Source organism: Bradyrhizobium sp. A5, assembly GCF_042076515.1.
Classification (GTDB): domain Bacteria; phylum Pseudomonadota; class Alphaproteobacteria; order Rhizobiales; family Xanthobacteraceae; genus Bradyrhizobium; species Bradyrhizobium cosmicum.
Genome location: NZ_CP148990.1, coordinates 1,948,683 through 1,975,056, shown reverse-complemented (window position 1 = coordinate 1,975,056; position 26,374 = coordinate 1,948,683). Strand labels below are relative to the sequence as shown.

The following is a 26,374-nucleotide window of genomic DNA, read 5'->3' as shown; positions in this document are numbered from 1 at the left end:
TGCCTTTGCCTGAATCAGGCGCGCGCTGTGGTCTATCCCCCTGCAGCCGCCGCCGCGCGGCGCGGCAGCTTCCAGTCGGGCCGGATGAAGTGGCAGGTGTAGCCGTCGGGATAACGCTCGAGATAATCCTGATGCTCCGGCTCGGCCTCCCAGAACTCGGCCGCGGGCGCGACTTCGGTCACCACCTTCCCGGGCCACAGGCCGGACGCCTCGACGTCGGCGATGGTGTCTTCGGCGACCCGCTTCTGCTCCTCGCTCGTATAGAAGATGGCCGAACGATAGCTCGTGCCGAGATCATTGCCCTGACGGTTGAGCGTGCTCGGGTCATGGATCTGGAAGAAGAACTCCAGCATGGTCCGGAAGCTGGTCTTGGCAGGATCGAAGATGATCTCGATCGCTTCGGCGTGGCCTTCGTGATTGCGATAGGTGGCGTTCTTCACGTGCCCGCCGGTGTAACCGACCCGCGTCGAGATCACGCCGGGCTGCCTGCGGACGAGATCCTGCATCCCCCAGAAACAGCCTCCGGCCAACACTGCGCGCTCTGTCGTCATCTGATGCTCCATTCGTTTGGTCGAGACATTCAGCGCCGCCCTGCGGTTGCATGCAAGCGTGGATCGTCATGCTCATCATGATAGTCGAGGCCGAGCGGACCGATCGCCGAAACCTGCGTGACGTATTCGCCGGATTTCGCCCAGTGAAAATGCCAGGTCTCGCCGGGCAGGACAATGACGCTGCTCGGCGGATAGGCCTTGACCTTGTCGCCGTCAAAACTCTCACCGAGCCCGATATAGAACACACCTGACATGACCGTGTAGATGCGGTCTTCCGGATGCTTGTGCGGCATCAGCCTGGTGCCGCCGGGCACCTTCACCCGGACCACGTAGGGTCCGGGCTCGGCGGGATGGCCGACCATCACGGCCAGCCGCGCCCCCGGCGGGAATGCCGGGAACGGCTGCCATGCGATCTCCTCGGGCAATATCGCTCTGAACCTGTCTTCGTCCGGTTGATGTTGGCGAGGCAGATCCTGGCGAGGCAAACCTTGACGAGGCAAACCTTGACGAGGCATGGCAGCATTCCCCTTGTTCGGTCAGCTCAGCTTGGCGTCCAGCGTGATCGCGGCGTTGAGCACCTTCGACACCGGACAGTTCTTCTCGGCCTCGCCGGCGAGCTTGGCGAAACCTGCATCGTCGAGATTCGGCACCTTGGCACGCAGGGTCAGCGCGGATTTGCTGATCTTGAAGCCCTTGCCTTCCGGCTCGAGCGTCACAGCCGCCTCGGTGGAGAGTTCGTCCGGCGTGAAACCGGCCATCTGAAGGCCAAACGCGAGCGCCATCGTAAAGCAACCGGCGTGGGCCGCCGCGATCAATTCCTCGGGATTGGTGCCCTTCTCGTTCTCGAAACGGGTCTTGAACGAATAGGGCGTCTCGGCGAGCACACCGGATTCACTCGACAAATGGCCGGTGCCATCGCGACCGATGCCCTTCCAGACTGCTGTTGCCTTGCGGATCATCTCAATTCTCCTTGTTGATTTTTAGCACCGGCGCTCCGTACCGGAGGAAAGCGACATTGGCACGACCGCCTGTCACCGTTCCAACCGCCCGAACGCCGCAGCGGTTCCGCCAGGTCTCTTCATGCGAACCGGCATCCGCTTCGCCCGAAAACGCTTCAACTGCCAATCTGTCCGACATGGAAGCCCAGCCGGTTCTCGACGTCACCAGCGCGGTGGAAGCCGCGCGCCATCAGCGCCTTGAGGCGGGTCTGGCTTGCGGGGCGGCCGAGCGCGGCCAGGAACGCGTCCCACTCCGGCTTGATCTCGTCATCCGGCGGCAGGCTCGCGACGTCGACGAGACGCTTGGTCTCGGCGATGGCCTCCTTGTCGAAGGATGCGATGCGCATCGCAAGCGCCTCGACGAAACCGTCGAGCTCGGCGTCCGGCATCGACCGGTTCACATAGCCGTAGCGCTCGGCGAGATCGCCGTGGATGTCGTCGGCGCCGAGCAGCACTTCGAGCGCGCGACCGCGGCCCATCAAACGCGGCAGCCGCGCCATCGGGCCGCCACCCGGAACGAGGCCCGCACCGACCTCCCATTGCGACAGGATCGCCTTCTCACGGCTGGCAAAGCGCATGTCGCTCGCAAGCGCGAGCTCGCTGCCGACACCGGTTGCGCGGCCCCGGATCGAGGCGATGGAGACGACAGGCGCCCGGCTGAGGCGCACCAGCATGTCAGGCAGCGCCTGCAGGCCGGTCGGCCCAGGCGGAATGCTCAGCGAGTCCTCCAGCGGTGCGATGAAGTCGTAATGGGTGATGAAGAAGCCTTCGACGGCGCTGTCGAACACGACGACCTTCACCTGCGGATCGGTCTCGATCGCGGTGATGACGTCATTGAGGAGGGGAAGCTGGCTCGGACCAAAGATGTTGACCGGGGGCATGTCAAAGGTGACACGCCAGTATGACGGCAGACGGCGCTCCAGGCGGATCTCTTCGGTCGTGAAGCTGCGCTCGGGACAATTCATGATTTGAACTCCTGATGTGCGTGTGCGTGTGTGTGTGTGTGTGTGTGCGAGGGAGGAACGCTAAGACGCGTCCCCGCGATCTCAGATCGACTGCCGCAGCGGGCGGAATGCGGTGCGCATCTCCGCGGTGAACAGCGCGGGCTGCTCCCAGGCCGCGAAGTGGCCGCCCTTGTCGAGGCGGTTGAAGTGCATCAGCTTCGGATAAGCCTTCTCGGCCCAGCTGCGCGGCGCCGCATAGATCTCGTCCGGGAACACGCTGACCGCGACGGGAATCCGGATGTGCTTGGGTTCGAAGAACACCAGCTTGTTCTCCCAGTAGAGCCGCGCCGACGACACCGCTGTGTTGGTGAGCCAATAAAGCGTGATATTGTCGATCACATCGTCCCGCGACAGGCCTTCGGTCTTTCCGTCGAACACTCGGGCAATCATGGCGGCGCTGCGCGCATCGTGATCGAGCATCCAGGACGCCAGGCCCGCGGGCGAGTCGACCAAGCCGTAGAGCGTCTGCGGCCGGTTCGACATCTCGATCGCATAGCCAAGGCCGTGCTTGTAGAAATCGTCGAGCTGATCGTAGGCAATGCGCTCGTCGGCCGACAGATTCGCCGGCCGCGATCCGCCGGGCTGGAGCGCCCTGGCGATATCATCGGGGACGGTGGCGGGCATGTTGGTGTGAATGCCGAGCAATTCCGGCGGCGCGATCACCGCCATCTGCTCGGTGACGGCATTGCCCCAATCGCCGCCCTGCGCGACGTAGCGGCTATAGCCGAGACGCTTCATCAGCACGATCCAGGCGCGCGCGATGCGCTGCGGATCCCAGCCGAGCGCCGTCGGCTTGCCGGAGAAGCCGTGGCCCGGCAGCGAGGGGATCACGAGATCGAAGGCGTCCGCGGCCTTCGCGCCATGCGCGGTCGGATCGGTGAGCGGCCCGACGATCTTCATCTGCTCGATGATCGACCCCGGCCAGCCATGCGTGACGATCATCGGCAGCGCGTTCTCGTGCCTGGAGCGGACGTGAATGAAGTGGATGTCGACGCCGTCGATCTCGGTGACGAATTGCGGCAGCGCGTTCAGCCGCGCTTCCATCTTGCGCCAGTCGTAGTCGTTCTGCCAGTAGCGCACGAGCTGCTGCACCGTCTTCAACTGCACGCCTTGCGATTGGTCGGTGACGATCTCGCGATCCGGCCAGCGCGTTGCCGCAAGGCGGCGGCGGAGGTCGAGCAGGTCTTCCTCGGGCACGCTGACGTGGAAGGGCCGAATGGCGCCGCTCGCAGCAGCCTTCGCCCGATGCAGCGGCAACAGGCTCGCGACGCTGGCGGCAACCGCGGTCATCGCGGCCTGGCTCAACAGTTGACGGCGGTCGGGGTTCAGAACGTCGGTACGTGCTTGCGTGGTCATGTTGGATCTCCCTTGCTTGATCGTGACGCCGACCGATTTCAAATCAACGCGTCGTTTCCTCATGCAGGGAGATTGGCGCAGGCACCGACGGTTTGCTCGTTATGCATTGTTAGGCCGCGTTAGCCGTTGCGAGTCTGCGCGATGCAACAATGAAGGCAATGGTGACAACGCACGCGATCCAATGCGACACGGCGCGCAACGACCATGTCATTGCGCGCCGTGTCAGCCCAAGTCGAAAGATGCGTTCGCTGCCGCTCAGGACGGCAACGGCTGACCCGCCTGCTCGCGAACGATGTAGTCGGCGTACCAATCCGCCCAGTTCTCATCGTGTCCGCCTATCCGTTTCTCATGCTCGCCATGCGCCGCGGCAGCGCGGCGCACAGCCGCAGCCAGCTCGGCCTGCGAGGCGAAAGTCGTACCGTCGCCCGCAATGCGTCCCGGCAGTCGCGTGGTGATCTCCTGTAACAGCCAGCCATTGCCGTCGGGATCGCTGAATGACGCAAACGAGCCGTAGCTGCCGCGCTTGGGATCAGCACCGGCGACCCTGACGCTGCCGAACAGATACGGCTCGTCCGGTCCGGCGTGAACATCGCCGGCGCCGTGGAAGGGTCCGCTGACGTCAATGCCGCGGTCGCGCAGATCCTGTCGCGCGGCCTCCAGATCGGAGACGATCAGGTAGAGCCCGCGCGCCGAACCCGGCGCTGCCGCAGTGACGTTCCTGCCGAAGATCACCGAGCAGGCCGAGCCCGGCGGCGTGAACTGGATCACGCGCCATTGGCCGCCGGAGGCAAAATCGGCATCCAGTCGCCAGCCGAGGCGTGTGTAAAACGCCTTGGCGCGATCGACATCCGACACCGAGATCACAACCACTTCGAGCTTCAGGTCGACGCTACGCGATGTCGAAGGCTCATTCGAGGATTTGGCCCCGCTGTTCTGGTCGATGTCTGGCGTGGCCATGTCGAACTCCCTGACGTAAAGCGCGGTCTCGCACGGACCGCCGACTGTTGCTCTTGATGAGAAGTCACGGCGCGTGAGCGGTTGCGAGCATACGCGTCTTCAAGCGGCGGCCGGCATCACGATGGTCACCCGCGTGCCGCCCTGCCCGGCTTCGCCTTGCAACCGTGCGTGGATGCTGCGGGCGAGCCCTTCGAGGATGCGGCTGCCAGTGCCCTGAAGCGGACCGGTCGCGCCGATCCCGTTGTCGGCCACCGTGCAGAACCAGGCGTCGTCATGATTGGCGACCTCGATGCGGATCAGTGCACCATTCCTGGTCGGGAAGGCGTGCTTTGCCGCATTGGTGACCAGCTCGGTCAGCATCAGCGCGAGCCGATGACATTGCGACGCGGACAGCGTGCCGCTTTCGATCCCAGCTTCGCAGCGGATGCCCGCCGGCTCCAGCACCGCCTCGGAGAGCGCTGCGCACAGGTTTTCGAAGAAGGCCTCGACATCCACGGCGGACGCATCGTCGCTGTCGGACAAAAGCTGATAGAGCCTGCCGAAGGCGACCAGGCGCCGCTCGAAGCGGTCTACCGCGACCGACACGTCGCTGGCGCCGGCCCGCGTGAAATCGCGGCGGACTGACGCACCCAGCAGCGTCAGCGTGTTCTTCATCCGATGGTGGGATTCCCGCAACACGAGTTCCCAATCACGCGACTGTTCATCGAGACTGGCGAGATACTGGGATCGCACGACGTCGTCGTTGGGTCTGGAGCCGATGGCGGACATGATAGCCTCCCCGTTGAACGTAGGACCTAAGTCGGAGGCTATAGTGGATCCACCGCGCGTGTTTTGCTCGTTAGACGTTGCAAGATTCTGTTATGATCGGCTGCAGCGCAATTTGGCGGCGTGACCGTGGTCTCGATGGTCAGCCGAGCTGACAAATTGCCTCACCGGCTCCGTAAGCCGCTCGCGTTTAAGCGAAATTTATGACGGTTGTTGCCGGGGCGGTCGGCCGATTGCCGCGCGATTTCGCCACTTTCGGCCAGTTTACTCCTGACCTCGTTCTGGTAGATCAATCGACAGACACTAGCCCTTCCACCTGGAATCATTGGCGCGTGCCGGACACTCACGATCAGGATTCGGCCATTTCCTTCGGGCCATTCCGGCTGCTGCCAAAGTCGCGCCTGCTCGAGAAGGACGGCGCTCCGCTTCACCTCGGCGGCCGCGCGCTCGATATCCTCATTTTCCTTGCCGAGCGCGCCGGCGAGGTCATCGACAAGCGGGAGTTGATCAAACGTGTCTGGGCCGACGTGACCGTCGACGAAGGCAGTTTGCGGTTCCACATCACGACACTGCGCAAGGCCTTGGGGGATGCCGGCGAAGGCTCCCGCTACGTCGTCAACGTCCCCGGGCGCGGCTATTGCTTTGCGGCCCCCCTGCTGCGGGCTGAATCCGCGGAGCGACGGACGAGCCCGCCTGTCCCGGCATCGCACTCGCTCCCTTCGCCGCTCGCAAAGATGATCGGGCGCGACGATGCGGTCGCCAGGATTTGCGCCGAGCTGGCTCAGCATCGCTTTGTGACAATCGTCGGCCCGGGCGGGATCGGCAAGACCTCGGTCGCCCTTGCCGTCGCGCATGGCGAGCTCCAGGCCTTCGACGGCCACGTGAATTTCGTCGATTTCGGCGCGCTGACGGATACAAGGCTGATTCCCGGCACCATCGCGGCCACGCTCGGGCTGACGGTCAATTCCGAGGACCCGATGCCGGGCCTGCTGACGGTGCTGCGCAGCCGGCGCATGCTGCTGGTGTTCGACAGCTGCGAGCACATCATCGACGAGCTCGCGCCCCTTGCCGAGCGCATCGTCCAGGAGGCGCCCAAGCTGCATATTCTCGCCACCAGCCGCGAGTCCTTTCGCACCGAGGGTGAGCGCGTCCACCGGCTGTTTCCGCTGGACTGCCCGCCACAGCGCGACGGGCTCAGCCTCGCCGACATCCTTGCTTATCCCGCAAGCCAGCTCTTCGTAGAACGCATTGCCGAGAGTTTGGGCGAATTCGAGCTGAGCGAAGAGGACGCGCCCCTTGTCGCCGAGATCTGCCGGCGGCTGGACGGCATCGCGCTCGCGATCGAGCTCGCGGCCGGACGCGTGGACGCTTACGGCATTGCCGGGACCGCCTCGCTGCTCGACAGCCGCTTCTCGCTGCTGTGGCGCGGGCGGCGGACCGCGATCCCGCGGCACCAGACCCTGAGCGCCGCGCTCGCCTGGAGCTACGATCTGCTGCCAGCCGCCGAAAGCGCAACACTGCGCGGATTGTCGGTGTTCGTGGGGCCATTCACGCTGGAGGCCGCTCTTGCCGTTGCTTCCAGCCAAGGCATCAGCGAGCCCGAGGCGGTCGAGGCGATCTCGAATCTGCTCTCCAAATCCCTGATCGCGACCTCGCCGGCGGAGCGGCGGCTGCGCTACCGCCTGCTCGACACCACGCGCGCCTTCGCCGGCAACAAGCTCGTCGAGCACGGCGAAGCGGACCGCGTCGCGCGGGCGCACGCCGACTACTTCCGGGACTTCCTGAGCGACATTGCGCTGAAATCCTCGGGCATGCAGACCGCGGGCGGCTTCCTTCCCTATGCCGACCACCTGCCCAATGTCCGGGCCGCACTGACCTGGAGCTTTTCGGACGGCGGCGACCGGTCGATCGGCGTGGACCTGGCGGCCTCGGCGGCGCAGTTCTTCCTCGAGCTGACATTGCTGACGGAGTGCTATCGCTGGACGCAGCAGGCTTTGACCTTGCTCGATACGAACGCGATCGAAAGCCGCCGGGAGATGACGCTGCAGGCCGCGCTCGGCGTCTCCGTGATGTTCACGCAGGGCAATACCGAAGCGGTTCGTTCCGCGTTCACGCGCAGCCTTCAACTCGCGCAGGAGCTCGACGATCTGCACTGGCAGCTCTGGCTGCTGCGCGGATTGCACATCTACCTGACCAGGGTCGGCGATTTTCACGGTGCGCTCGAAACCGGCGCGCAGGGCGAGAGTGTTGCGCGCAAGCTGAACGACCCCGCCGCCGCGTTGAACGTCGAATGGATGCTGGGCGTCGCGCATCATCTGATCGGCAACCAGGACAAGGCCGTGCAGTTCTGCGAGAGCGCGATGGTGCACAATCCCGGCTCGCAACGGCTGAATATCGGCCATCTCGGTTATGACGACCGCATCGTCGCGCTGGTGGCGCTGGCGCGCGGGCTCTGGCTCACCGGCCGGCCCGATGGTGCGGTCGAGGCGGCCAGATACACGGTGCGCGAGGCCGAGTTGCTCGAACAGCCGCTCACCCTCGGCATCTCCCTGATCTGGACGATCTACGTGTTCCTGTGGGTCGGCGACTGGGCCAATGCGGAAATGCTGATCGAGCGGCTGATCGATCATTCGGCGCGGCACTTCCTCGGCCCCTACCACGCCGTCGGCATCGGCCAGAAAGGCGAGCTGCTGCTTCGCCGTGGCGATATCGCCGGCGGGATCGAGCACCTTCGCCGCAGTCAGGCAACGCTGTACGCAACGCGGCACCGGATCATGACGACAGTGTTTGCGACCGCGCTCGCCGAGGGTCTCGCGGCGCAGAATCAGCCCGATGAGGCCCTGCGCACCATTGATGAGGCCATCGCAGAGGTCCCCGATCACGGCGAATCCTTCGACATGCCGGAGATGCTCAGGGTCAGGGGCGACATCCTGGCCCGGTCGGGCAACGCCGTGGAGGCCGAAAGTTCGCTCCGGAGATCGCTCGATCTGTCGCGCCGGCAGTGCGCGCTCGGCTGGGAATTGCGTGGCGCAATCAGCCTCGGCCGGGTCTGGCGCGAGGCCGGAAAAGCCGGCGACGCACGCGCCCTGCTCGCTCCGCTCGTCGCGCGATACCAGGAGGGCCTCCAGACCCGCGATCTGGTCGCCGCCAAAGAGCTGCTTGGCGCGCTGAATTGAGAGTATCTTCAACGGGATACCGCCAAAATTCCCGCTCGCAACTCCTAACAACTTCTAACACGCCAAGCCGCGTCCGCCCCGCCATGGTGGTTGCACTTCATGGTGGATATGGCGGGACATGGCGCTGCTTGACGACGTAATTGATGCCAGCGGCGGAATCGCCCGCTGGAATAGCTTGAGCCGGTTCACCCTCCACCTCTCCGTTGCCGGAACGCTGTTCTCCAGCGCCGGGCATGCCAGCGAATTCAAGGATGTGACCGCGGAGGGTTCGACCCGGACGCAGTCGGTCCGTTTCACCGGCATTACGGGAGGCGAACACTCCGGCTCCTTTCAACCCGACGCGATCACCATCGAAAGCCCCGAGGGCGAAGTCCTGCGAACCTGGCGCAACCCGAGCCTTGCGTTTCCCGAGGCCGGCTCTGCTTCGCTGGCGGACGAACTGCACCTCGTGTTCTTCTGCGGCGTCGCGATCTGGAACTACCTGACCAATCCATTTCTGCTCGCTCACCCCGATGTCGTGGTTGAGGAACTGGCGCCGTGGCACGAGAACACCGAAACGTGGCGACGGCTGCGGGCGCAATTCCCGCCGAGCGTGATCACGCTGTCGCCCGAACAGATCTTCTATTTCGACGAGAATGCCCTGCAACGGCGGACCGATCACGATCTCTTCGGCATGAAGGTCGCGCATTACTCCTGGGCCCATGACAGTTTCGGCGGCATCGTCGTGCCGACACTTCGACGCGCCCAGAAGTTGCGGCCTGACGGAACCGTGATCGCAAAACCCGTGCTGATGGATGTCGAGATCTTTGACGCCGTCTTCGAGTAGCGACGACGCGGCAGGCGCGGACGCCGGATAACTGCTCCCTCCCAACGCCTAACAATACATAACGAGCTAACAGCCGGCCTTGAGTGCAGATTGGGCTCGCGGGCAACGAACCACGTTCGATGCTCGCCGAGGCCGGCGCATCTCCATGACACTGGAGTGCGTTATCGCACTGAACGCACTCAAGGGAGGAACAGTCATGAAAGTATTGATGGTCATCACCTCGCACGACCAGCTTGGCAACACTGGGCGCAAGACCGGGTTCTGGCTCGAGGAGCTTGCCGCCCCCTACTACGTCTTCAAGGATTCGGGCGCGGCGATCACGCTGGCCTCGCCGAAGGGCGGCCGTCCGCCGCTCGATCCCAAGAGCAACGAGCCCGAATTCCGCACCGACCTGACGCTGCGCTTCGAGGCGGACGCCGCCGCGGAATCCCAGCTCGACAAGACGGTTCGCCTCGACGGCGTCAAGCAGGACGACTTCGACACCGTCTTCTATCCTGGCGGCCATGGCCCGATGTGGGACCTCGCCGAGGACAAGGACTCAGTAAAGCTGATCGAATCGTTCCTCGCCGCCGGCAAGACGATCGCGGTGGTGTGTCACTCGACCGGCGCGTTGCGCCACGTCAAGACGCCCGACGGCAAGCCTCTGGTCGAGGGCAAGGAAGTGACCGGCTTCACCAACGGCGAGGAAGAGGACGTGGGCCTGAGCAAGGTCGTGCCCTTCCTTGTCGAGAACGAGATGCTGAAGCTCGGCGCCGTCTTCTCGAAAACGGCGAACTGGGGCGTGCACGTCGTCAAGGACGGCCTGTTGATCACGGGCCAGAACCCTCACTCGTCAGGGCCGGCCGCTGAGGCTCTGCTCGCCGCCCTCAAGGGCAAGCCGCTGGCGCGCGCTTCGTAGTTTCGGATGCGGCCAGATCTCGAGGGGCGCCCAGCGCGGCGGCGCCTCGACGCGACACGCCCACAAGGGAGCGATGACATGAACATTCCAGCCACCCTCGCCCTCTCCGCCGCATTGACCTGCACCACCGTGCAGGCTTCGGCAGAAGATCTGCGATCGAGCCGGCGCTCGATCAGCTATCACACCATCGATATCAAGGGTCTCAAGATCTTCTATCGTGAGGCTGGACCTGCCGACGCGCCGACAGTGCTGCTGCTGCACGGCTTTCCCTCCTCGTCGCGGATGTGGGAGCCACTGCTGCCGCTGCTTGCCGACAAATATCATTTGATCGCGCCTGATTATCCCGGCTTTGGCAACAGCAGCGCGCCGCCACCGTCCGACTTTGCCTACACGTTCGACAGCATCGCCGGCGTGATGGGCGAGCTCACCAACAGGCTCGGCCTCACCAACTATGTCCTGTTCATGCAGGACTATGGCGGGCCGGTCGGCTTCCGCATGGCGCTGGCGCATCCCGAGCGCGTACGCGCCATCGTGATCCAGAATGCCGTCTCGCATGAGCAGGGCCTGAGCCCGCTCTGGGCCGCGCGCCGGAAATACTGGGCCGATCCGGCACACGAACTCGAAGCACTCAAGGCCAACTTCACCTCCCTGGAGGCGACGCGCCAGCGGCATCTCGGCTCAAGCCCTCGCCCGGAGCGCTACGACCCCGACACCTGGAACGACGAATATTCATTCCTGACGCGTCCCGGCCAGCCCGAGATTCAGACCACGCTGTTCCTGGATTACCGGACCAACGTCGCCTCCTATCCGAAGTGGCAGGACTGGCTCCGCAAGACACGGCCGCCGACGCTGGTGGTCTGGGGCAAGTACGACCCGTCCTTCACTGTGGCGGGCGCTTCAGCCTACCGCGACGATGTCCCGGAAGCCGAGGTTCACATTCTCGAAGCCGGTCACTTCGCGCTCGACGAAGCGACCGATGAAATCGCCGCGCGCGTCCGCGACTTCCTTGGGCGGCTGGACGGGCACAAAGACTGAACAACAATCTGCGCAATGCAACGACCACAGGAGACTGAGATGTCCGACACCGTCAATCGTGAACGCCGCCGCTTCTTCTCTGGCGCCGCCATGACACTTGCAGCGACCCAGCTTTCGCTGAGCACGGCGGCTGATGCCAAGCCGGCGAAAACCGCCGCGATTATCAAGCCGGGAGCCAACACTTCGTTCGCGTCCCTGAAGCAGATCGACGCCGGCCTGCTCAACGTCGGCTATGCCGAGGCAGGTCCCGCCGACGGCCCACCCGTAATCCTGCTGCACGGCTGGCCGTACGACAGCTACGCCTTCGTCGATGTCGCGCCGCTGCTCGCTGCGGCCGGCCATCGCGTGATCATTCCCTATCTGCGCGGCTACGGCAGCACGCGCCTCCTGTCTGACGCAACGATGCGGAACGGGCAACCGGCGGCGATCGCCGCGGACATCGTTGCGCTGATGGACGCACTCAGGATCGACAAGGCCACGATCGCCGGCTTCGACTGGGGCGCACGGACCGCCAACGTCATTGCAGCGCTGCGGCCGGAGCGGGTCAAGGCGATGGTCTCGGTGAGCGGCTATCTGATCGGCAGCCAGCAGGCCGGCAAGATGCCGCTGCCGCCGAAGGCCGAGCTGCAATGGTGGTACCAGTTTTACTTCGCGACCGAGCGCGGTCGAGAAGGCTACGACAAATACCGCCACGATTTCTCGAAGTTGATCTGGCAGCTCGCCTCGCCGCAATGGCACTTCGACGACGCCACTTTCGATCGCAGCGCCAGGGCGTTCGACAATCCGGACCATGTCGCGATCGTGATCCATAATTATCGCTGGCGGCTCGGTCTTGCCGAAGGTGAAGCAAGATATGCCGACGACGAGGCGCGGCTGGCGCAAGCGCCTGTCATCACGGTGCCCACCATCACCATGGAGGGTGACGCCAACGGGGCGCCGCACCCCGAGCCGTCCGCCTACGCCAAGAAGTTCACCGGGCGCTATTCGCACCGGACCATCAAGGGCGGCATCGGGCACAATCTGCCACAGGAGGCGCCGAAGGCCTTTGCCGACGCGGTCCTCGACGTCATGGCAGAGGCTTAGCGGCGGGCGAGCCAACGGCCTTTTAACAACGCTTAACGGGCGATCGTCTGCGCGCGGCGGTATCTCCATTGGGGCAACACTACCGATGCGAGAGGGAATGGCCGGATGATTCCGTTGCTGGCGAATGCGATCGAGGCCCATGGCGGCCTCGATCGATGGAATGCTCATCAGCAGCTCACCGCCACGATCGTGACGGGAGGCGATCTCTGGGCGCTGAAGGGCGTCGACCAGGACCCGGCGCCGCGGACGATGCGGATCGAGCTACAGCGCGAGTGGGCATCGATCGAGCCGTTCGGCAAGCCGGGCCAGCGCGCCGAGTTCAGCCCCGAGCGGATCGCCATCGTCGCCGCGGACGGACGCATCGTCGCAATGCGCAACAATCCACGCGCCGCGTTTGCGCGGCACGACATGCGGACACATTGGGACCTGCTGCATCGCGCCTATTTCAACGCCTACGCACTGTGGACCTACGTGACGGCGCCTTTCCTGCTCGCCTTGGACGGGTTCGAGGTCCGCGAGATCGAACCGTGGCGCGAGGGCCCCGAAGTCTGGCGCGGATTGCGCGCGACGTTCCCGGCCATGATCGCAAGCCATGGCCGCGAGCAGGACTTCTATTTCGGCCCCGATATGCTGATCCGCCGGCACGACTACCGGGTCGAGATCGCCGGCAATTTTCCGGCGGCGCAATATATATCCGAGCCCGTCAGTGTTGACGGCTTCAGGTTGCCGACGCGCCGGCGTATCTATTTACGCGGCGACGACCTGATGCCGCTACGCGATGAGCTGATGGTGTCGATCGATCTTTCAGATTTTCGATTTGACTGAGCCGGCTTATACAGACGGCTCTTCCAGCATGAGCCGCGCCGCCTTCAGGTCGGCTGTCTCGAATCCTTCCGTGAAGCGCGCATAGGTCGCGGCGAGATCCCCGAGCGGGTTCCTGGCGCCGCGCTGACGTCGAAGCGCTGCAAGCGACATCTCGGTCCGCAGTCGCCAGGACAATGCGCCCTGCTTCTCCGCCAGCGCGAGTGACGAAGTAAAGCTCGATTCGGCGGCATCGAAATCGCCGGTGAGCGTCTCAATGTCGCCGCGCCTGCGGAGCAGCTCCGGCATGTCAAAACCGCCGCCGCCCCGCTCGACGCGCGCGATGGTCTCGTGCAGGACATTGAGGCCTTCCGTCACGCGTCCCAGCGCGTTCAGTCCCTGCGAAAGGTCGGCAGCGAACGCTGAAGCGTAGAGCTCGTAGCGATCCGCGTGCAGGCGCGGCAGCGCGCTCCGCAGCAAGTCGATGCCGCCGGCCACCTCGCCGCGGGCAATCATGGTCTGCGCGCGAAAGCCGGTCGCGACGGCCTCGTAAGGTGCAAGTCCATGCACGTTTGCATGCGTCGCGAGGCGCCCCGTCATGGTCTCGACGGCGGCCCAGTCGCCGGTCCAGGCGAACACCGAGGATGACCAGCACAGCGCGATGCAATGCATCACGACGTCGCGCGGCGCGGCGGCGCCGACCAGCGGGCGGACGCAGTCGAGCGCCCGGTCGGGAAGTCCGCGCAGCCATAATACGCGCGCGAGTGGAATCTGCGGCGTGCGCGCATAGGCGAAATGCCCAGGCTGCGTCCCGCGCAGCGCGGCATCGTCACGCACGCCTTCGTCAAGATGAGCTTGCGCCTCGGCCTGGTCCCCCGCGAGATGATAGGATACGCCGAGCAACGCCTTGCTGCCGGCAATGCCCGCGGTATCGCCGATCTGGCGCGCGATGCGCTCGGCCTGAAGCGCGGTCGGCACCAGATGCCGGTAGTCGCCGGTACGGCGATAGAACATGTTCAGCCGCGACAGCAGCCTGAACGCATTGGCGTGATCGGAAAGTGCTTCCGCGATCTCCAGCCCGCGCCGGAGCGCTGCCTCGGCCTGCTCGCCGTTGCGCTCCGTGAACATGAAGGCGTGACCGAGCGTCGATTGCAGCTCGAGCTCCCATCGGCCACCCTGATTGGCGTCATCGAGCACGGCAAGCGCACGGCCGGACCAGATCCGCGCCTCGTTCAGCAGGTTGAGTTCGACGAACAGCCTTGCGGCGCTGCCGGCAAGCGGAACACGCAAGGTGCTGCCGTCCTCGCGGGCATAACTCCATTCCAGCGCCGCGCGGGCATCGGCGAGCAGGCTCGCGCGCTCCTGCAGGCGAGCGGCCTGGTCGCCGTCCTGCCCGGCCATGCCAGCTTCGAGTGTGCGTTGAACATAGGATGCGTGACGGTGTGCGATCGTCTCCGCCTCGCCACCATCGGCCAACTTCTGCATGGCGTAGGCGCGCGTGGCGTCCAGCAAGCGATAGCGCCGCGAGGCGCCATCCGGCTGCGCCGACACCAGCGATTTGGCCACCAGTTGCTCCAGAGCATCGACGACACGGTCAGCCGGTGCGCCATCGTCGGTCGCAACCGCGATCGCGCCCTTGAGCGTGAAGGGGCTCGCGAAGACGGCAAGCCGCTGAAACACCGTGCGTTCGCTCTCGCCGATCAGGCCAAAGCTCCAGTCGAGCGTGGCGCCTAACGTCTGCTGCCGCGGCGGTGCCGTCCGCCGTCCGCGCCATTCGAGCTTGAGCCTGGAGTCGAGCAGCGCGGCCATCTCGCGCAATCCGTAGACGCCGACTCGCACGGCGGCGAGCTCGATCGCGAGCGCAATGCCGTCGAGCTTGCTGCAGATTTCGGCGAGAACCCCGGCATCCTCATCCGTGATATCGCCGCGATGGCCCGCGGCGGCGGCGCGATCGACGAACAGGCGTGCAGCCGGATAACCCAGCACCTCATCGGCGCTGAGGCGAGCACCTTGCGGCGGGCCCGGCAGCGGAACCAGCTCAAAAATCTGCTCGCCCTCCACCAGCAGCGACTCGCGGCTGGTGGCGAGGATCGCGATAGCGGGCGCCTCGCGATAGATGTTCTCCGCCAGACGCGCGACCTCGTCGATGACGTGCTCGCAACTGTCGAGGATCAGAAGCAGCCGCCGCCCGCGCAGGAAATTGACGATGCTGCCTGAGGGATCGTCGTGATGCACGACGAGGCCGAGGGCGGCGGCAACCGTGCTCGCGACCAACGCAGCGTCCTTCAGCGGACCGAATTCGAGGAAATGAATGTTGCCCTCGAAAGCCTCCCGCATCTCATGGGCGAGCGCGGTCGCAACGGTGGTCTTGCCGATTCCGCCCGGCCCGCGCAGCGTGACGAAGCGGTCGGCGAGCAGACGGGCCGACAACTCCGGCAGCACGTCGTCGCGACCGATCATCCGGTCCAGCCTGTGCGGCAAGGCCGCAGAAGGGACCGTTCTTTCAGGTACACGCGACGCAGGCACCTGAGCCGCGTTACGCTCGCCACGTTGTACGGGCGCGACGAAGCAATAGCCCCGGCTCGGAACGTTGGTGATGTAGCGGGCTCCGTCCCTGCCGTCGCCAAGCACCTTGCGGAGCTCCGCGACATGGACGCGCAGGCTGATCTCCTCGACGGCGAGGCCCGACCACGCGTAGCTGAGGATCTCGTTCTTCGGCACCACTTCGCCGGCGCGGCTGACGAGCAGGCGCAGGATATCCATCGCGCGGCTGCCGAGCTTGACCGGAGCGCCGTCCTTTTCGAGCAGCCGCGACCGCAATGAAAACGGTCCAAACGAGACCAAATCGAGATCAGGGCTCGCTCCGGCGCCATTGCCAGGGGAGCTATGTCCTGCCGGGAGCTCGGTCACTTCTGACACATCCTGATGATCACTTCATTCAAATGCGTGGCGACTATAGTCGCCATCGATGCGCGGTCCAGCAGGGGAACGACCGCCCTCACACAGGCGCATCAATCGCCACCTGATCCATTGCAGCGTCCTCACACTGCGCCAATCAGCGCAAATGGTTGAAAAGCTAGGTAAAATCAAACGCTCTGCGGCGGGCTGTCACACCATCTGCGTTCGCACAAAATCTAACACCTCCTAATCACCACTAACGGGCTTCTTGTCCGGCTCACGCCTATCCTCTGACCATGAACAGCATGGGTTCAAAGAAATCGCCGGTCGCCGCCAGCGGCCACGAAGAGAGGGGACAAGCGATGTTCAACGACTTGCAAGCGGCGCATGCCTGGATTGAACTTCCGGCCAGCCGGGACAGCGAGGTCTCGCACAAGACGCAGGCAATCGCCCGGGAAGACGGATGGCGTCAGGTCGAACGCGGCACCGAGGACATCACCATTTCGCGATGGGAAGATCCTCGGGACAGCTCGTCGCACCAGGCGACGACACCGGAAGATCACTATTTCGTCGGCATCGCCCTGAAGACCACGCGCGCGAAGCTGAGCCGGGAACGCCAACTCATTTTCGACGGCACGATGCCCGCAGGCACACTCTATGTCAGCGCGCCGTCGAAGCCTCTCGCGGTGCAGTTCCACGCTCCCGGCGCTTTCCTGCACTTCCATATCTCGGCCGATCATTTTCCGGCGCAGCCATCCGCCGCCGAGAACCTCAATGACCTCGTGCTGCTGCGCGATCCACTTGCCGCCGAACTCGCCAAAGCACTGATCGAGCGCGGCCATGCCGCGGACAACGAGTTCGCGCGCTGCGTCGGCCAGACCCTTGCGATGCATCTCACCCGGCTCGAGCCGCCGCGCGTCAAAGTCAATGCCTTGCCGAAATGGCGGCTGCGGCGCGTCGAGCAATACATCGGAGATCACTTCGACCGCTGCATCAGCCTGTCCGAGCTCGCCAATGTCGCGGGCCTCTCCCGGATGCACTTTGCGGCACAATTCCGTGCCGCGACCGGCTATCGGCCGCGCGAATATCTGCTCAATCACCGCATCGAGCATGCCAAGCGGATGCTCGCGACCACCGGGCGGCCCTTGGCCGAAATCGCGCTCGCCGTCGGCTTCAGCACCCAGGCGCATTTTTCCACCGTGTTCAAGCGCATCAGCGGCCAGTCCCCGGCGCGCTGGCGCCTCGCCAGCAAGAGCGAACGGCCGGCCACGGACGTGCCGCCGCGGCGGCGCCCTGTTTCGGACAACGACTGGATGGTCGGCGCAGCAGCGTAGCCCATCTGCTTTGGCGCAAGTGCCCACTTGCGCCGGCTCGAGCCCTGCTCCTCCTGGGGCCGCCCTGCACCCACACAGGACGGCCCCTTTTTCTTTCATCGCGACGCGAGGCGTTACGCGTGCGGGCCGGTGCGGCCGGACTCGTACAGGAACCAGATGCGGCGCTCGGACTCGTCGATCCAGTTCTCGATCAGGCTTGCGGTGGCGACATCGCCATATTCGTCGCAGAGCTCGTGCACGCGCCGCATCTCCCGCGTCAATTGCTGGTTGTCGCTGCGCAGCTCCGCCAGCATGTCCTGAGGGTCGACGTACTCCGCATCGTTGTCGAGGATGCGCTGCTCGCGCGCGATATGGCCGATCGAGCGGAGCGTCGTTCCGCCGATCTTGCGCGCGCGCTCGGCAATGTCGTCGGTCATCGCGAAGATCTGGTCGGCCTGCTCGTCCAGCAGCAGATGATAGTCGCGAAAATGGCTGCCAGACATATGCCAGTGAAAGTTCTTGGTCTTCAGATAAAGCGCGAAGACGTCGGCGAGCAGCGCGCGCAACGCGGCGGGAATGTCCCGGTTCGCGTTGGCGCCGAGATCGGTCGGGCTCTGGAGGTCTGCCTTGGTCATGTTCGGTGTCCTTTGATGAGGTCACGAACCATTAGCAGCGTGATGCGGGGGGATTCTTTCGTTGTACGCGGCGCGATTTCGAATTCGCACGGGACAGTCCCGTCATCCCCGCGCGAGCGCATGGCGCTCGTCGCTGGAGGTGCGAGTGGCGCGATGCAAAGCATCGCGCCGGGAGCCTCGAAGGATGGGCGGCCGAGATGCAGAGGCAGTAGCTACACCGGATCGAACGCCCGGATCGGCGGCAGATTCCCCGTGAATTTCTCCACCTCTACCGTCGTCAGTTGCCCGGTGCAGCCCTGCGCGAAGGACGAGGTGCCGAGGTCGCGGGTCAGCACGTTCGGATTGCCGTGGACGCAGAGCGGCGCGTCGTCCTCGGGGTCCATCGGGTCATACCACGCGCCGGTCGGAAGCTGAACCACGCCGGGCGCGATGCCGTCGGTGACGTGAACTGCGGCAAGGCACGCGCCGCGCTCGTTGAACAGGCGGATGATGTCGCCGTCCTTGATGCCGCGCGCATCCGCATCAACCGGATTCATGCGTGCGACCTCGCGGCCGCGGTGTTTTGCGGCAAGCGAATGGCCGCCGAAATCGAGCTGGCTGTGCAGGCGCGTCACCGGCTGATTGGCGACGAGGAAGCACGGCGCGCCGGGCTTGGGCATATCGGTCTTGTCGAGCCAGACCGGATGGCCGGGACAATCGGCATCGCCATGGCCCGCGATCTTCGCGGAAAAGATCTCGATGCGGCCGCTCGGCGTCGGCAGGGGATGAGCGACGGGGTCATCGCGGAAAGAGCGCAGCCGGCCACCGTCGTCGGGCTGTTGCGGCACGACCAGGCTGCCGCGCTGCCAGAACTGTTCGAAGCTTGGGGCTTCGAGGCCGCGCGCCTCGAGCGAGGCGCGGGTCGGCTCGTAGAGATGTTCGAGCCACTCCCTCGACGTGCGGTCCTCGGTGAAGGGCTCGCGCGCACCGAGACGTTCGGCGAGATCGGCGAAGATATCGTAGTCGTCGCGCGAAAGCCCGAACGGCTCGGCGATCCGGTGCATCGCGACCATGAGAGGGTCGTTGCTGGAATAGCCGATGTCCTCGCGCTCCAGCGTCATGGTCGAGGGCAGCACGATGTCGGCGTGCCGCGCCGTCGCGGTCCAGGCGAGCTCGTGCACCACGAACGTGTCCACTTTCGCAAACGCCTTGCGCAGGCGGTTGATGTCCTGGTGGTGGTGGAAGGGATTGCCGCCGGCCCAGTAGACGAGACGGATGTCCGGATAGGTGCGCGTCTCGCCGTTGTAGCGATAGGTGCTGCCGGGATTGAGCAGCATGTCGGCGATGCGCGCCACCGGAATGAAGTCGCGCACGCCGTTGCGGCCCTGCCCCAGCGTCGGCCCAGGCACGTCGTTGACGCGGCGGCCATAATAGCCGATCGCCCCGAGCGAATAGCCATAGCCGCCGCCGGGCAAGCCGATCTGGCCGAGCGCTGCCGCCAGCACCATGCCCATCCACACCGGCTGCTCGCCATGTTCGGCGCGCTGCAGCGAATGGGAGACGGTGATGAGCGCGCGCTTTCCGGCGAGACGGCGCGCGAGCGTGCGGATCGTGTCCGCATCGACACCGGAGATCGCGGCGGCCCATTCGGCGCTCTTCGACTGCCCGTCGCTCTCGCCGGTGAGATAGCGCAGGAAGACGGGCCAACCCTCAGTATAGCGATCGAGGAAGGCCTGGTCTTGCAGGTTCTCCGCGACCAGCGTGTGAACGATGCCGAGCATCAGCGCGGTGTCGGTGCTAGGCACGCAGGTCATCCATTCGGCACCGGCCTCGACGGGCAGGTCTTCACGCAAAGGACTGACCAGGATGAATTCGCAGCCGCGCCGGCGCGCAGCTGCCATGGCACCGCGCTCGACATGCTTGCTGATCGAGCCGCCGGCCACCATCGAGTTCTTCAGCGCCATGCCGCCGAACGCCAGCACGATCTCGGTGTCGGCAGCGATCTGCTCCCATGTGACGTTGCGCTTGGTGATGTCCTCGTAGCCCGCCAGGATCTGCGGCAGCAGCACCGAGGAGGCGCCCGACGAGTAGGAGTTCACCGAACGCACATAGCCGCCCATCGCGATGTTGAGGAAGCGATGCACCTGGCTCTGCGCATGATGGAAACGGCCCGCGCTCGACCAGCCATAGGAACCGCCGAACACGGCACCGGGCCCGCGCGTGTCGCGAATGCGGCCGAGCTCGTCGCCGAGCAGGTCGAGCGCCTTCTCCCAGCTCACCGAGACGAATTCGTCGCGGCCGCGGCGATCGTCCGGACCGGGACCGCGCTCGAGCCAGCCGCGCCGGATCGCGGGCTGGGCAATGCGCGCCTGATGGCGCAGCGCACCGGGAAAATTGTCGATGATGCCGTTCGGATCAGGATCGCCCGCACAGGCCCTGACCTCGAGCCCGGCTTCGCCCTGACGCGCGGAAAACACGCCCCAATGCGAGGTGTGCGGCTTGAAGCCGTCCGACAAGTCGAGGCCGGGGTCGGGGAAGCCAATCGCATCGTCCATCGTCTGATCCTGTTCCGGCCCGAGGCTGGCCGTTTTCATGATACTCGGGTGGCAATATACCGATCCACATCCCCATGTCATCGTGGCGAGGCTCACGCAAACGCTGGGCTCCCGTGCGTCGTGCGATCAGCGCGGCCCGCCGGTTCCCTATTGGCATCGCCGGTGTTACAGCAAGCGGAGCGGGCCCCTTGCCCACAGGAACATCGGACTCACCATGATCAAGCGCGTCTTGCCCTACGAAGGACTGCTCCACGAAGTGGTCGAGCATGACGGTGTGCTCTACATCGGGGGAATCGTCCCCGAGGACACCAGCCTCGACATGTCGGGCCAGGCCAATGACGTCCTTGGACAGCTGGCGCGCCTGCTGGAGACTCTCGGCTCCAATCGGGCCAATGTCTTGCAGGTGACCATCTATATGACGGATCTGAAGGAAAAGGCGGCGTTCAATGCAGCCTGGAAGGCGCACTTCGCAGAAGCCCATCTGCCGGCGCGCGCCGCGATCGGCGTGGCGGATCTCGGGCCCGGCGTCAAACTCGAGATGACCGCCATCGCCGCCCGGGGGCGCTAACTGATTTCCTGCCGGACCCTGGCCGCCGCGTCGCACATCGCCTTGAGCTTCCCGAACGCGGTTGCGCGCGGCATGTATTTCATGCCGCAATCGGGCGCCGCAACCAGACGATCCGGTGAGACGTATTTGAGCCCGTTGCGGATGCGGTCGGCGACGGTGTCGACGCTCTCGACGGAGGGATCGCCGAGGTCGAGCACGCCGAGCATGATCTTCTTCGACGACAGATCCCTGAGCACGCCGAGGTCGAGCTTCGGCTGCGCCGCCTCGATCGAGATCTGGTCGGCAATGGTGTCGTCGAGCTCGGCCAGGAACGAATAGCCGGCCGGCTTGTTCGATCCCGGCACGACCGCCGCATAACCGAAGCACAGATGCACCACGGTCGGCACGGTGATGCCTTTCAAGGCGCGGTTGATCGCCTTGACGGCGTAGCGCTTGGCCAGATCAGGATTGTTGCGCACCCAGGGCTCGTCGAGCTGGATCACGTCGGCGCCCGCCTTTTGCAGGTCGAGCGCCTCGGCATTGACGGCCTCGGCGAGTGCCATCGCGAGTTCCTCCTCGTCTTTATAAAACTCGTTCTTGGCCTGCTGGCTCATGGTGAACGGGCCCGGCAGTGTAATCTTCGCGGCGCGATCGGTATTCTCACGCAGGAACTGCATGTCGTGCAGCTCGACGGGGCCCTTTCGCTTCACGGGACCAACGACGCGCGGCACCGGGGTCTGGGTGTTGCCGGTGCGCGCCACGATCATGACGGGATTGTCGCCGTCGATGCCGTCGAGCGCAGTGGCGAAGCGGTTGGAGTAGCTCTCGCGGCGGATCTCGCCATCCGTCACGATGTCGATGCCGGCGCGCTCCATGTCGCGGATCGCGACGATGGTCGCATCGTCCTGCGCCTCCTCCAGATGCTCCGCCGGCAACCGCCACATGTCGTGCAGGCGGGTGCGTGGCACCACCTTCGACAGCATGGCGCGATTCACCAGCCATTCCGGCTGCGGATAGCTCCCGACCACCGTGGTCGGGAGGATGTGCTTGGGCATCGACATGGGAGTTCTCCTTCTTTTATTGTTGAGCGCGCTGTTCAGGCCGCGCGTCCCTCGTCCTTCACCGGATTGCGCAGAATGCCGATGCCGGAGATCTCGATCTCCACGACGTCGCCGCCCTTCATCCACAGCGGCGGTGTGCGATAGGCGCCGACGCCGCCGGTCGTGCCGGTGACGATGACGTCGCCCGGAACGAGTTCGGTGAAGGTCGAGCAATAGGCGATCAGGGCCTGGACGTCGAAGACGAGATCAGAGATCGGCGCCTTCTGCACCTCGACGCCGTTGAGCCGCGTGATCAAGGTCTGCTTGGTCACATCGGTCAATTCGTCGGTCGTCACCATCCATGGCCCGAAGCCGCCGGTGCCGGCAAAGTTCTTGCCCGGCGCGAATTGCGAGGTGTGGCGCTGCCAGTCGCGGATGCTGCCGTCGTTGTAGCAGGCATAGCCGGCGACATGCCCGAGCGCCGCTTCGCGCGAAATGCGGCGGCCGGCCTTGCCGATGATGACGGCCATCTCGCCCTCGTAGTCGAAACGCTCGGATTCCAGCGGCCGGATCATCGGCTGACCATGGCCGACCTGGCTGTTGGCGAAACGGGTGAAGATCATCGGATGCGCCGGCGTCGGATGGCCGCTCTCGGCCAGATGCGTGGCGTAGTTGACGCCGATGCAGAAGATCTTGTCGGGATCGGGTATGGTCGGCAGCAGCGCGACGTCCTGCAGCGCGTAGTCGGGCTTTTCACCGGCGAGCTTCTTCAATTCGTCGAGCGATCCCTTCGCAAGTAGTGCCTTCAGCGTCGGATAGGCCTGCAGGCGCTTGCCGGCATCGATGACGCCCTTGTCGGTGACGATGCCGTAGCTCGCGGTGTCGGCGGTCGTGAAGCTCGCAACTTTCATCAGTCAAACACTCTCTTCGATGGTGGAAACATAGTCGTTGATCGGAAGCACAATCTCGCCGCCGCGGACCGGAACGCATTGCGGCGGGAAGTCCTGGCGGAAGCGGGCGCCGGCCGCAGCAGCGCGGTCGAGGAAGCGCTCCAGATGGTCCATCGCACCGGTCGGCAGATCGTGCAGCACCATCAGCGTCCAGGGCTGCTGGCTGCACTGGTCGAGCGCGCGCTCGGTCCAGCCATCGGGATCGTCCCAGTCACGAGGAATGGAATTCCAGAGCACGCAACTGTGCTTGTTACGGATGAGATAATCGACGACGGAGGACTTCAGCAGCCGGGTATCGAGATTGCCGCCGCCCCCAAACGGCCGGAACCAGCGCTGCGGATGCGCGAGATCGCCGATCGCGTCCTGGGTGCGGCCGATCTCCTTCTCGGCTGTCCTGCGATCCGGCTGCTCGCCGAGCGGAATGCTGTGCGTAAAGGTGTGATTGCCGATCCAGTGCCCCTCGCCGTGCGCACGCACCGCAAGGCCGCGCCGCGCGGTGTCGGCGAGCTTCTCGCCGATGACGAAGAAGGTGGTCTTGATGCCGCGCTCGCCGAGAATGTCCAGCACGCGCGGCGTCACGTCGGGATCGGGACCGTTGTCGAATGTCAGGGTCAGATCGTACACACGGATACCTCAGGTCGCCGGCTGCATCGCGTTCACCGCGATCTCGTCATTGGCATGGCCAGCACGGGTGCCGGTCTGCCAGATCGCCGCCTTGCGCTCGATCCCCCGGATCGCGGCGTTGAAGGCGATGGCAAGGAACAGCACGAGCAGCACGCCCGCGAACACGTGCGGGCTGTCGAGGATGGTGCGGTAGCGCGAGATCAGATAGCCGATGCCGGCCGATGAGATCAGCATCTCCGAGACGACGACGCCAACGATGACAAGCGCGCCGCCGACGCGCAGGCCAGACAGCACCGTCGGGATCGCCGCGGGGATGATGACGCGGACCAGCCGCTGGCTCAGCGTGGCGCCCATGCTGCGCGCGGCGAGCAGGAGCTGCGGGTCGATGGTCTGGATGCCAGCGGCGGTGGCGAGCATGGTCGGCAGGAAGCCGTAGATCGAGGCAAACGCGATCTTGGATTCCGAGCCGATGCCGAGCCACACCGTGAAGACGGGATAGAGGATCACCAGCGGCACCGCATAGAGGCTCGATACCATCGGCATGATCAGAACGCGCGGGCGCGGCAGGCTGCCGACGATGGCGCCGAGCAGGATGCCCCCGCCACAGGCGAACGCCATGGAGACCACGACCTCGTACAGCGTCACGGCGAGCGCGTGACCGTATTCGGCCGCGTCGCTCCATCCGGCGATCAGCGTCGACGACAGCGACGGCAGGAACAGTTCGGGAATGAGACCGGTGCGCGGCAACAGCTCCCACAGCGCGATCAGGCCGATCACGATCAGATATCGCAGTGTCTTCGCGCTGATTCTGGTACTCATCCTTGCGCTCATCTCCGCCTCATGCCGTTTTGCGGATGTGCCGCCAGATGCGGTCGCGCAAGCTCCCGAAGGCATCGCCGCTCAGCATCTCGTAGGTGCGGGGCCGCGGCAGCTGCACCTGGAGATGATCGACGATGCGGCCGGGCCGCGCCGACATCACGATGACCTCGTCGGCGAGATAGACCGCTTCGGTGAGGCTGTGCGTGACGAACACGACGGTCTTGCCGGTCGCAGCCCAGATCCGCAGCAGCTCGTCGCCCATGGTCATGCGCGTCTGCTCGTCGAGCGCGGCGAACGGTTCATCCATCAGCAGCACCGGCGGGTCCTGCACCAGTCCGCGCGCGATGGAGACACGCTGCTTCATGCCGCCTGACAGCTCGTGCGGATGACGCTTGCCGAAGCCGTCAAGGCCGACCAGCTTCAGCGCATCCTGCGCCTTGGCCCGGCGCTCCGCCTTCGGCACACCGCGCAGCGCCAGCGGGAATTCGACATTGTCCTCGGCCGTCAGCCACGGAAACAGGCTGGCTTCCTGGAACACGACGCCGACCCTGTCAGGATCGGGCTGCAGGATCGGCGCGCCGCTGATGGTGATGGTGCCCGAGGTCTGCTGGCGCAGCCCGGCCATCATCATCAAAAGGGTCGACTTGCCGCAGCCGCTCGGGCCGACCAGCACGACGAAGCGGCCGGGCTTGACCTCGAGCGAGACATCCTCCAGCGCGACGACGTCCTGCGACCTGGTCTTGAAGACCTGGCCGACATTCTTCACCTCGATCGCGCCCGCGCGCGCGGGGGGCTTTAGCGGGGTCACGTTCGCCAATGGCTGCATCGCGTTTCCACCCATCTGACAAGTTCGTTGAAAGTCATGGCGATCGCGGCGACCATCACGACGCCGGCGAGAAGCTGCTTCATCTGGAAATTTTCGCCCCAGGTCGCGATCTGGTGGCCGATGCCGTCGCGCGAGGCGTACATCTCGGCGAGGATCACGCCGGTGAGATTGAAGATCATGGAGATCCGCAAGGCCTCGAGCAGCACCGGCAGCATGCTCGGCAGATAGACCCGGAACGCGGTCTGCCATGGCGTTGCGCCATAGGAGCGCGCCACCGTCAGATGCTCGACCTTGACCGATTCCACCGCCGTGGTGGTCGACATGATCACGATGAAGATCGTCGAGAAGAAGCCGAAGCCGACCTTCTGGGCGAAGCCGACGCCGAACACCAGGATGAACATCGGCAGGAAGATCGACTTCGGGATGCTGAAGGCAAAGAACAGCAGCGGCTTGGCGACATCGGCGAAGTAGCGGTTCTCCGCGACCAGGAATCCGATCACCGCCCCGAAGGGCACCGCCAGCGCGAACGCGGCCAGCACCTCGGTTGCCGTCACCATCAGGTCCTTCCGCACGGCCGCGCGCTGCAAGAGGTCGCCGAGCGTCGCAAACGTATCGGACGCCGACGGCAGCAGGCGCGGATTGACGATGCCGGTACGCGACAACACTTCCCACAGCGCCAGGACCGCGACGATGATCGCGATCCGCGCAAGGTTGATGAGGAGCGAGCTCTGCATCGTG

At 65.0% G+C, this 26,374-nt stretch carries 24 protein-coding genes; 8 read left to right on the top strand and 16 right to left on the bottom strand.

Annotated features, from left to right (window positions below):
- Positions 1-32 precede the first annotated feature (32 nt).
- The 7 genes from msrA to WHZ77_RS09280 form a co-directional block, all read right to left on the bottom strand.
- Complete coding sequence (msrA, locus tag WHZ77_RS09310; protein ID WP_375313405.1) at positions 33-551, bottom strand: peptide-methionine (S)-S-oxide reductase MsrA; 519 nt, start codon at positions 549-551, stop codon at positions 33-35.
- Between the two features lie 29 nt (positions 552-580).
- Positions 581-976, bottom strand: a complete 396-nt coding sequence (locus WHZ77_RS09305) for a cupin domain-containing protein (RefSeq protein ID WP_375313404.1) — start codon at positions 974-976, stop codon at positions 581-583.
- A 111-nt stretch (positions 977-1,087) separates the two neighbouring features.
- Entirely contained in the window at positions 1,088-1,510 is a 423-nt protein-coding gene (locus WHZ77_RS09300; RefSeq protein ID WP_375313403.1) for an OsmC family protein, read from the bottom strand.
- 155 nt (positions 1,511-1,665) lie between these two features.
- On the bottom strand, positions 1,666-2,514 hold the full coding sequence (locus tag WHZ77_RS09295) for an enoyl-CoA hydratase/isomerase family protein (RefSeq protein WP_375313402.1): 849 nt from the start codon (positions 2,512-2,514) through the stop codon (positions 1,666-1,668).
- A gap of 81 nt (positions 2,515-2,595) precedes the next feature.
- Positions 2,596-3,909: an epoxide hydrolase family protein gene (locus tag WHZ77_RS09290; RefSeq protein ID WP_375313401.1), complete on the bottom strand. Its 1,314-nt coding sequence runs from the start codon at positions 3,907-3,909 to the stop codon at positions 2,596-2,598.
- Between the two features lie 255 nt (positions 3,910-4,164).
- Positions 4,165-4,866 carry a VOC family protein gene (locus WHZ77_RS09285; RefSeq protein ID WP_375313400.1) on the bottom strand — a complete coding sequence of 234 codons (702 nt, stop codon included), beginning with the start codon at positions 4,864-4,866 and terminating at the stop codon, positions 4,165-4,167.
- Positions 4,867-4,965: 99 nt separating this feature from the next.
- The gene (locus WHZ77_RS09280; RefSeq protein ID WP_375313399.1) at positions 4,966-5,634 is read right to left on the bottom strand and encodes a sensor histidine kinase; all 669 of its coding nucleotides are present in this window, start codon (positions 5,632-5,634) and stop codon (positions 4,966-4,968) included.
- 329 nt (positions 5,635-5,963) lie between these two features.
- Between WHZ77_RS09280 and WHZ77_RS09275 the strand changes: the two genes are divergently transcribed.
- From WHZ77_RS09275 to WHZ77_RS09250, 6 genes are all read left to right on the top strand, one after another.
- Entirely contained in the window at positions 5,964-8,807 is a 2,844-nt protein-coding gene (locus tag WHZ77_RS09275) for a winged helix-turn-helix domain-containing protein (RefSeq protein ID WP_375313398.1), read from the top strand.
- A gap of 118 nt (positions 8,808-8,925) precedes the next feature.
- A complete protein-coding gene (locus WHZ77_RS09270; protein WP_375313397.1) occupies positions 8,926-9,633 on the top strand; it encodes a hypothetical protein in 708 nt (235 codons plus the stop codon).
- Between the two features lie 196 nt (positions 9,634-9,829).
- Positions 9,830-10,531 carry a type 1 glutamine amidotransferase domain-containing protein gene (locus WHZ77_RS09265; protein WP_375313396.1) on the top strand — a complete coding sequence of 234 codons (702 nt, stop codon included), beginning with the start codon at positions 9,830-9,832 and terminating at the stop codon, positions 10,529-10,531.
- Positions 10,532-10,609: 78 nt separating this feature from the next.
- On the top strand, positions 10,610-11,566 hold the full coding sequence (locus WHZ77_RS09260; protein WP_375313395.1) for an alpha/beta fold hydrolase: 957 nt from the start codon (positions 10,610-10,612) through the stop codon (positions 11,564-11,566).
- 39 nt (positions 11,567-11,605) lie between these two features.
- Entirely contained in the window at positions 11,606-12,649 is a 1,044-nt protein-coding gene (locus WHZ77_RS09255) for an alpha/beta fold hydrolase (RefSeq protein ID WP_375313394.1), read from the top strand.
- 105 nt (positions 12,650-12,754) lie between these two features.
- Entirely contained in the window at positions 12,755-13,474 is a 720-nt protein-coding gene (locus tag WHZ77_RS09250) for a hypothetical protein (RefSeq protein WP_375313393.1), read from the top strand.
- 6 nt (positions 13,475-13,480) lie between these two features.
- Here the strand turns inward: WHZ77_RS09250 and WHZ77_RS09245 are convergent, their stop codons facing one another.
- On the bottom strand, positions 13,481-16,360 hold the full coding sequence (locus tag WHZ77_RS09245; RefSeq protein ID WP_375313392.1) for a winged helix-turn-helix domain-containing protein: 2,880 nt from the start codon (positions 16,358-16,360) through the stop codon (positions 13,481-13,483).
- A 350-nt stretch (positions 16,361-16,710) separates the two neighbouring features.
- Between WHZ77_RS09245 and WHZ77_RS09240 the strand changes: the two genes are divergently transcribed.
- A complete protein-coding gene (locus WHZ77_RS09240; protein WP_375313391.1) occupies positions 16,711-17,682 on the top strand; it encodes a helix-turn-helix domain-containing protein in 972 nt (323 codons plus the stop codon).
- A gap of 113 nt (positions 17,683-17,795) precedes the next feature.
- Here the strand turns inward: WHZ77_RS09240 and WHZ77_RS09235 are convergent, their stop codons facing one another.
- Both WHZ77_RS09235 and WHZ77_RS09230 read right to left on the bottom strand, forming a co-directional pair.
- The gene (locus WHZ77_RS09235; protein WP_375313390.1) at positions 17,796-18,296 is read right to left on the bottom strand and encodes a Dps family protein; all 501 of its coding nucleotides are present in this window, start codon (positions 18,294-18,296) and stop codon (positions 17,796-17,798) included.
- Between the two features lie 212 nt (positions 18,297-18,508).
- Positions 18,509-20,830, bottom strand: a complete 2,322-nt coding sequence (locus WHZ77_RS09230; protein WP_375313389.1) for a molybdopterin guanine dinucleotide-containing S/N-oxide reductase — start codon at positions 20,828-20,830, stop codon at positions 18,509-18,511.
- A 214-nt stretch (positions 20,831-21,044) separates the two neighbouring features.
- On the opposite strand from WHZ77_RS09230, the gene WHZ77_RS09225 reads away from it, so the two are divergent.
- Positions 21,045-21,398: a RidA family protein gene (locus WHZ77_RS09225; RefSeq protein ID WP_375313388.1), complete on the top strand. Its 354-nt coding sequence runs from the start codon at positions 21,045-21,047 to the stop codon at positions 21,396-21,398.
- Here the strand turns inward: WHZ77_RS09225 and WHZ77_RS09220 are convergent.
- From WHZ77_RS09220 to WHZ77_RS09195, 6 genes are read right to left on the bottom strand one after another with little or no spacing between them, the layout of a single operon-like run.
- Positions 21,395-22,438, bottom strand: coding sequence for a uroporphyrinogen decarboxylase family protein (locus tag WHZ77_RS09220; protein WP_375313387.1), 1,044 nt, complete (start codon positions 22,436-22,438; stop codon positions 21,395-21,397). The genes WHZ77_RS09225 and WHZ77_RS09220 overlap by 4 nt on opposite strands.
- Before the next feature lie 35 nt (positions 22,439-22,473).
- Positions 22,474-23,328: a fumarylacetoacetate hydrolase family protein gene (locus WHZ77_RS09215; RefSeq protein WP_375313386.1), complete on the bottom strand. Its 855-nt coding sequence runs from the start codon at positions 23,326-23,328 to the stop codon at positions 22,474-22,476.
- A gap of 3 nt (positions 23,329-23,331) precedes the next feature.
- Positions 23,332-23,991 carry a polysaccharide deacetylase family protein gene (locus WHZ77_RS09210; protein ID WP_375313385.1) on the bottom strand — a complete coding sequence of 220 codons (660 nt, stop codon included), beginning with the start codon at positions 23,989-23,991 and terminating at the stop codon, positions 23,332-23,334.
- A gap of 9 nt (positions 23,992-24,000) precedes the next feature.
- On the bottom strand, positions 24,001-24,810 hold the full coding sequence (locus WHZ77_RS09205) for an ABC transporter permease (RefSeq protein ID WP_375313384.1): 810 nt from the start codon (positions 24,808-24,810) through the stop codon (positions 24,001-24,003).
- Between the two features lie 19 nt (positions 24,811-24,829).
- Entirely contained in the window at positions 24,830-25,636 is an 807-nt protein-coding gene (locus WHZ77_RS09200; RefSeq protein ID WP_375313383.1) for an ABC transporter ATP-binding protein, read from the bottom strand.
- The gene (locus WHZ77_RS09195; protein ID WP_375313382.1) at positions 25,615-26,370 is read right to left on the bottom strand and encodes an ABC transporter permease; all 756 of its coding nucleotides are present in this window, start codon (positions 26,368-26,370) and stop codon (positions 25,615-25,617) included. Before WHZ77_RS09195 ends, WHZ77_RS09200 begins: the two co-directional genes overlap by 22 nt.
- Positions 26,371-26,374: the final 4 nt, after the last annotated feature.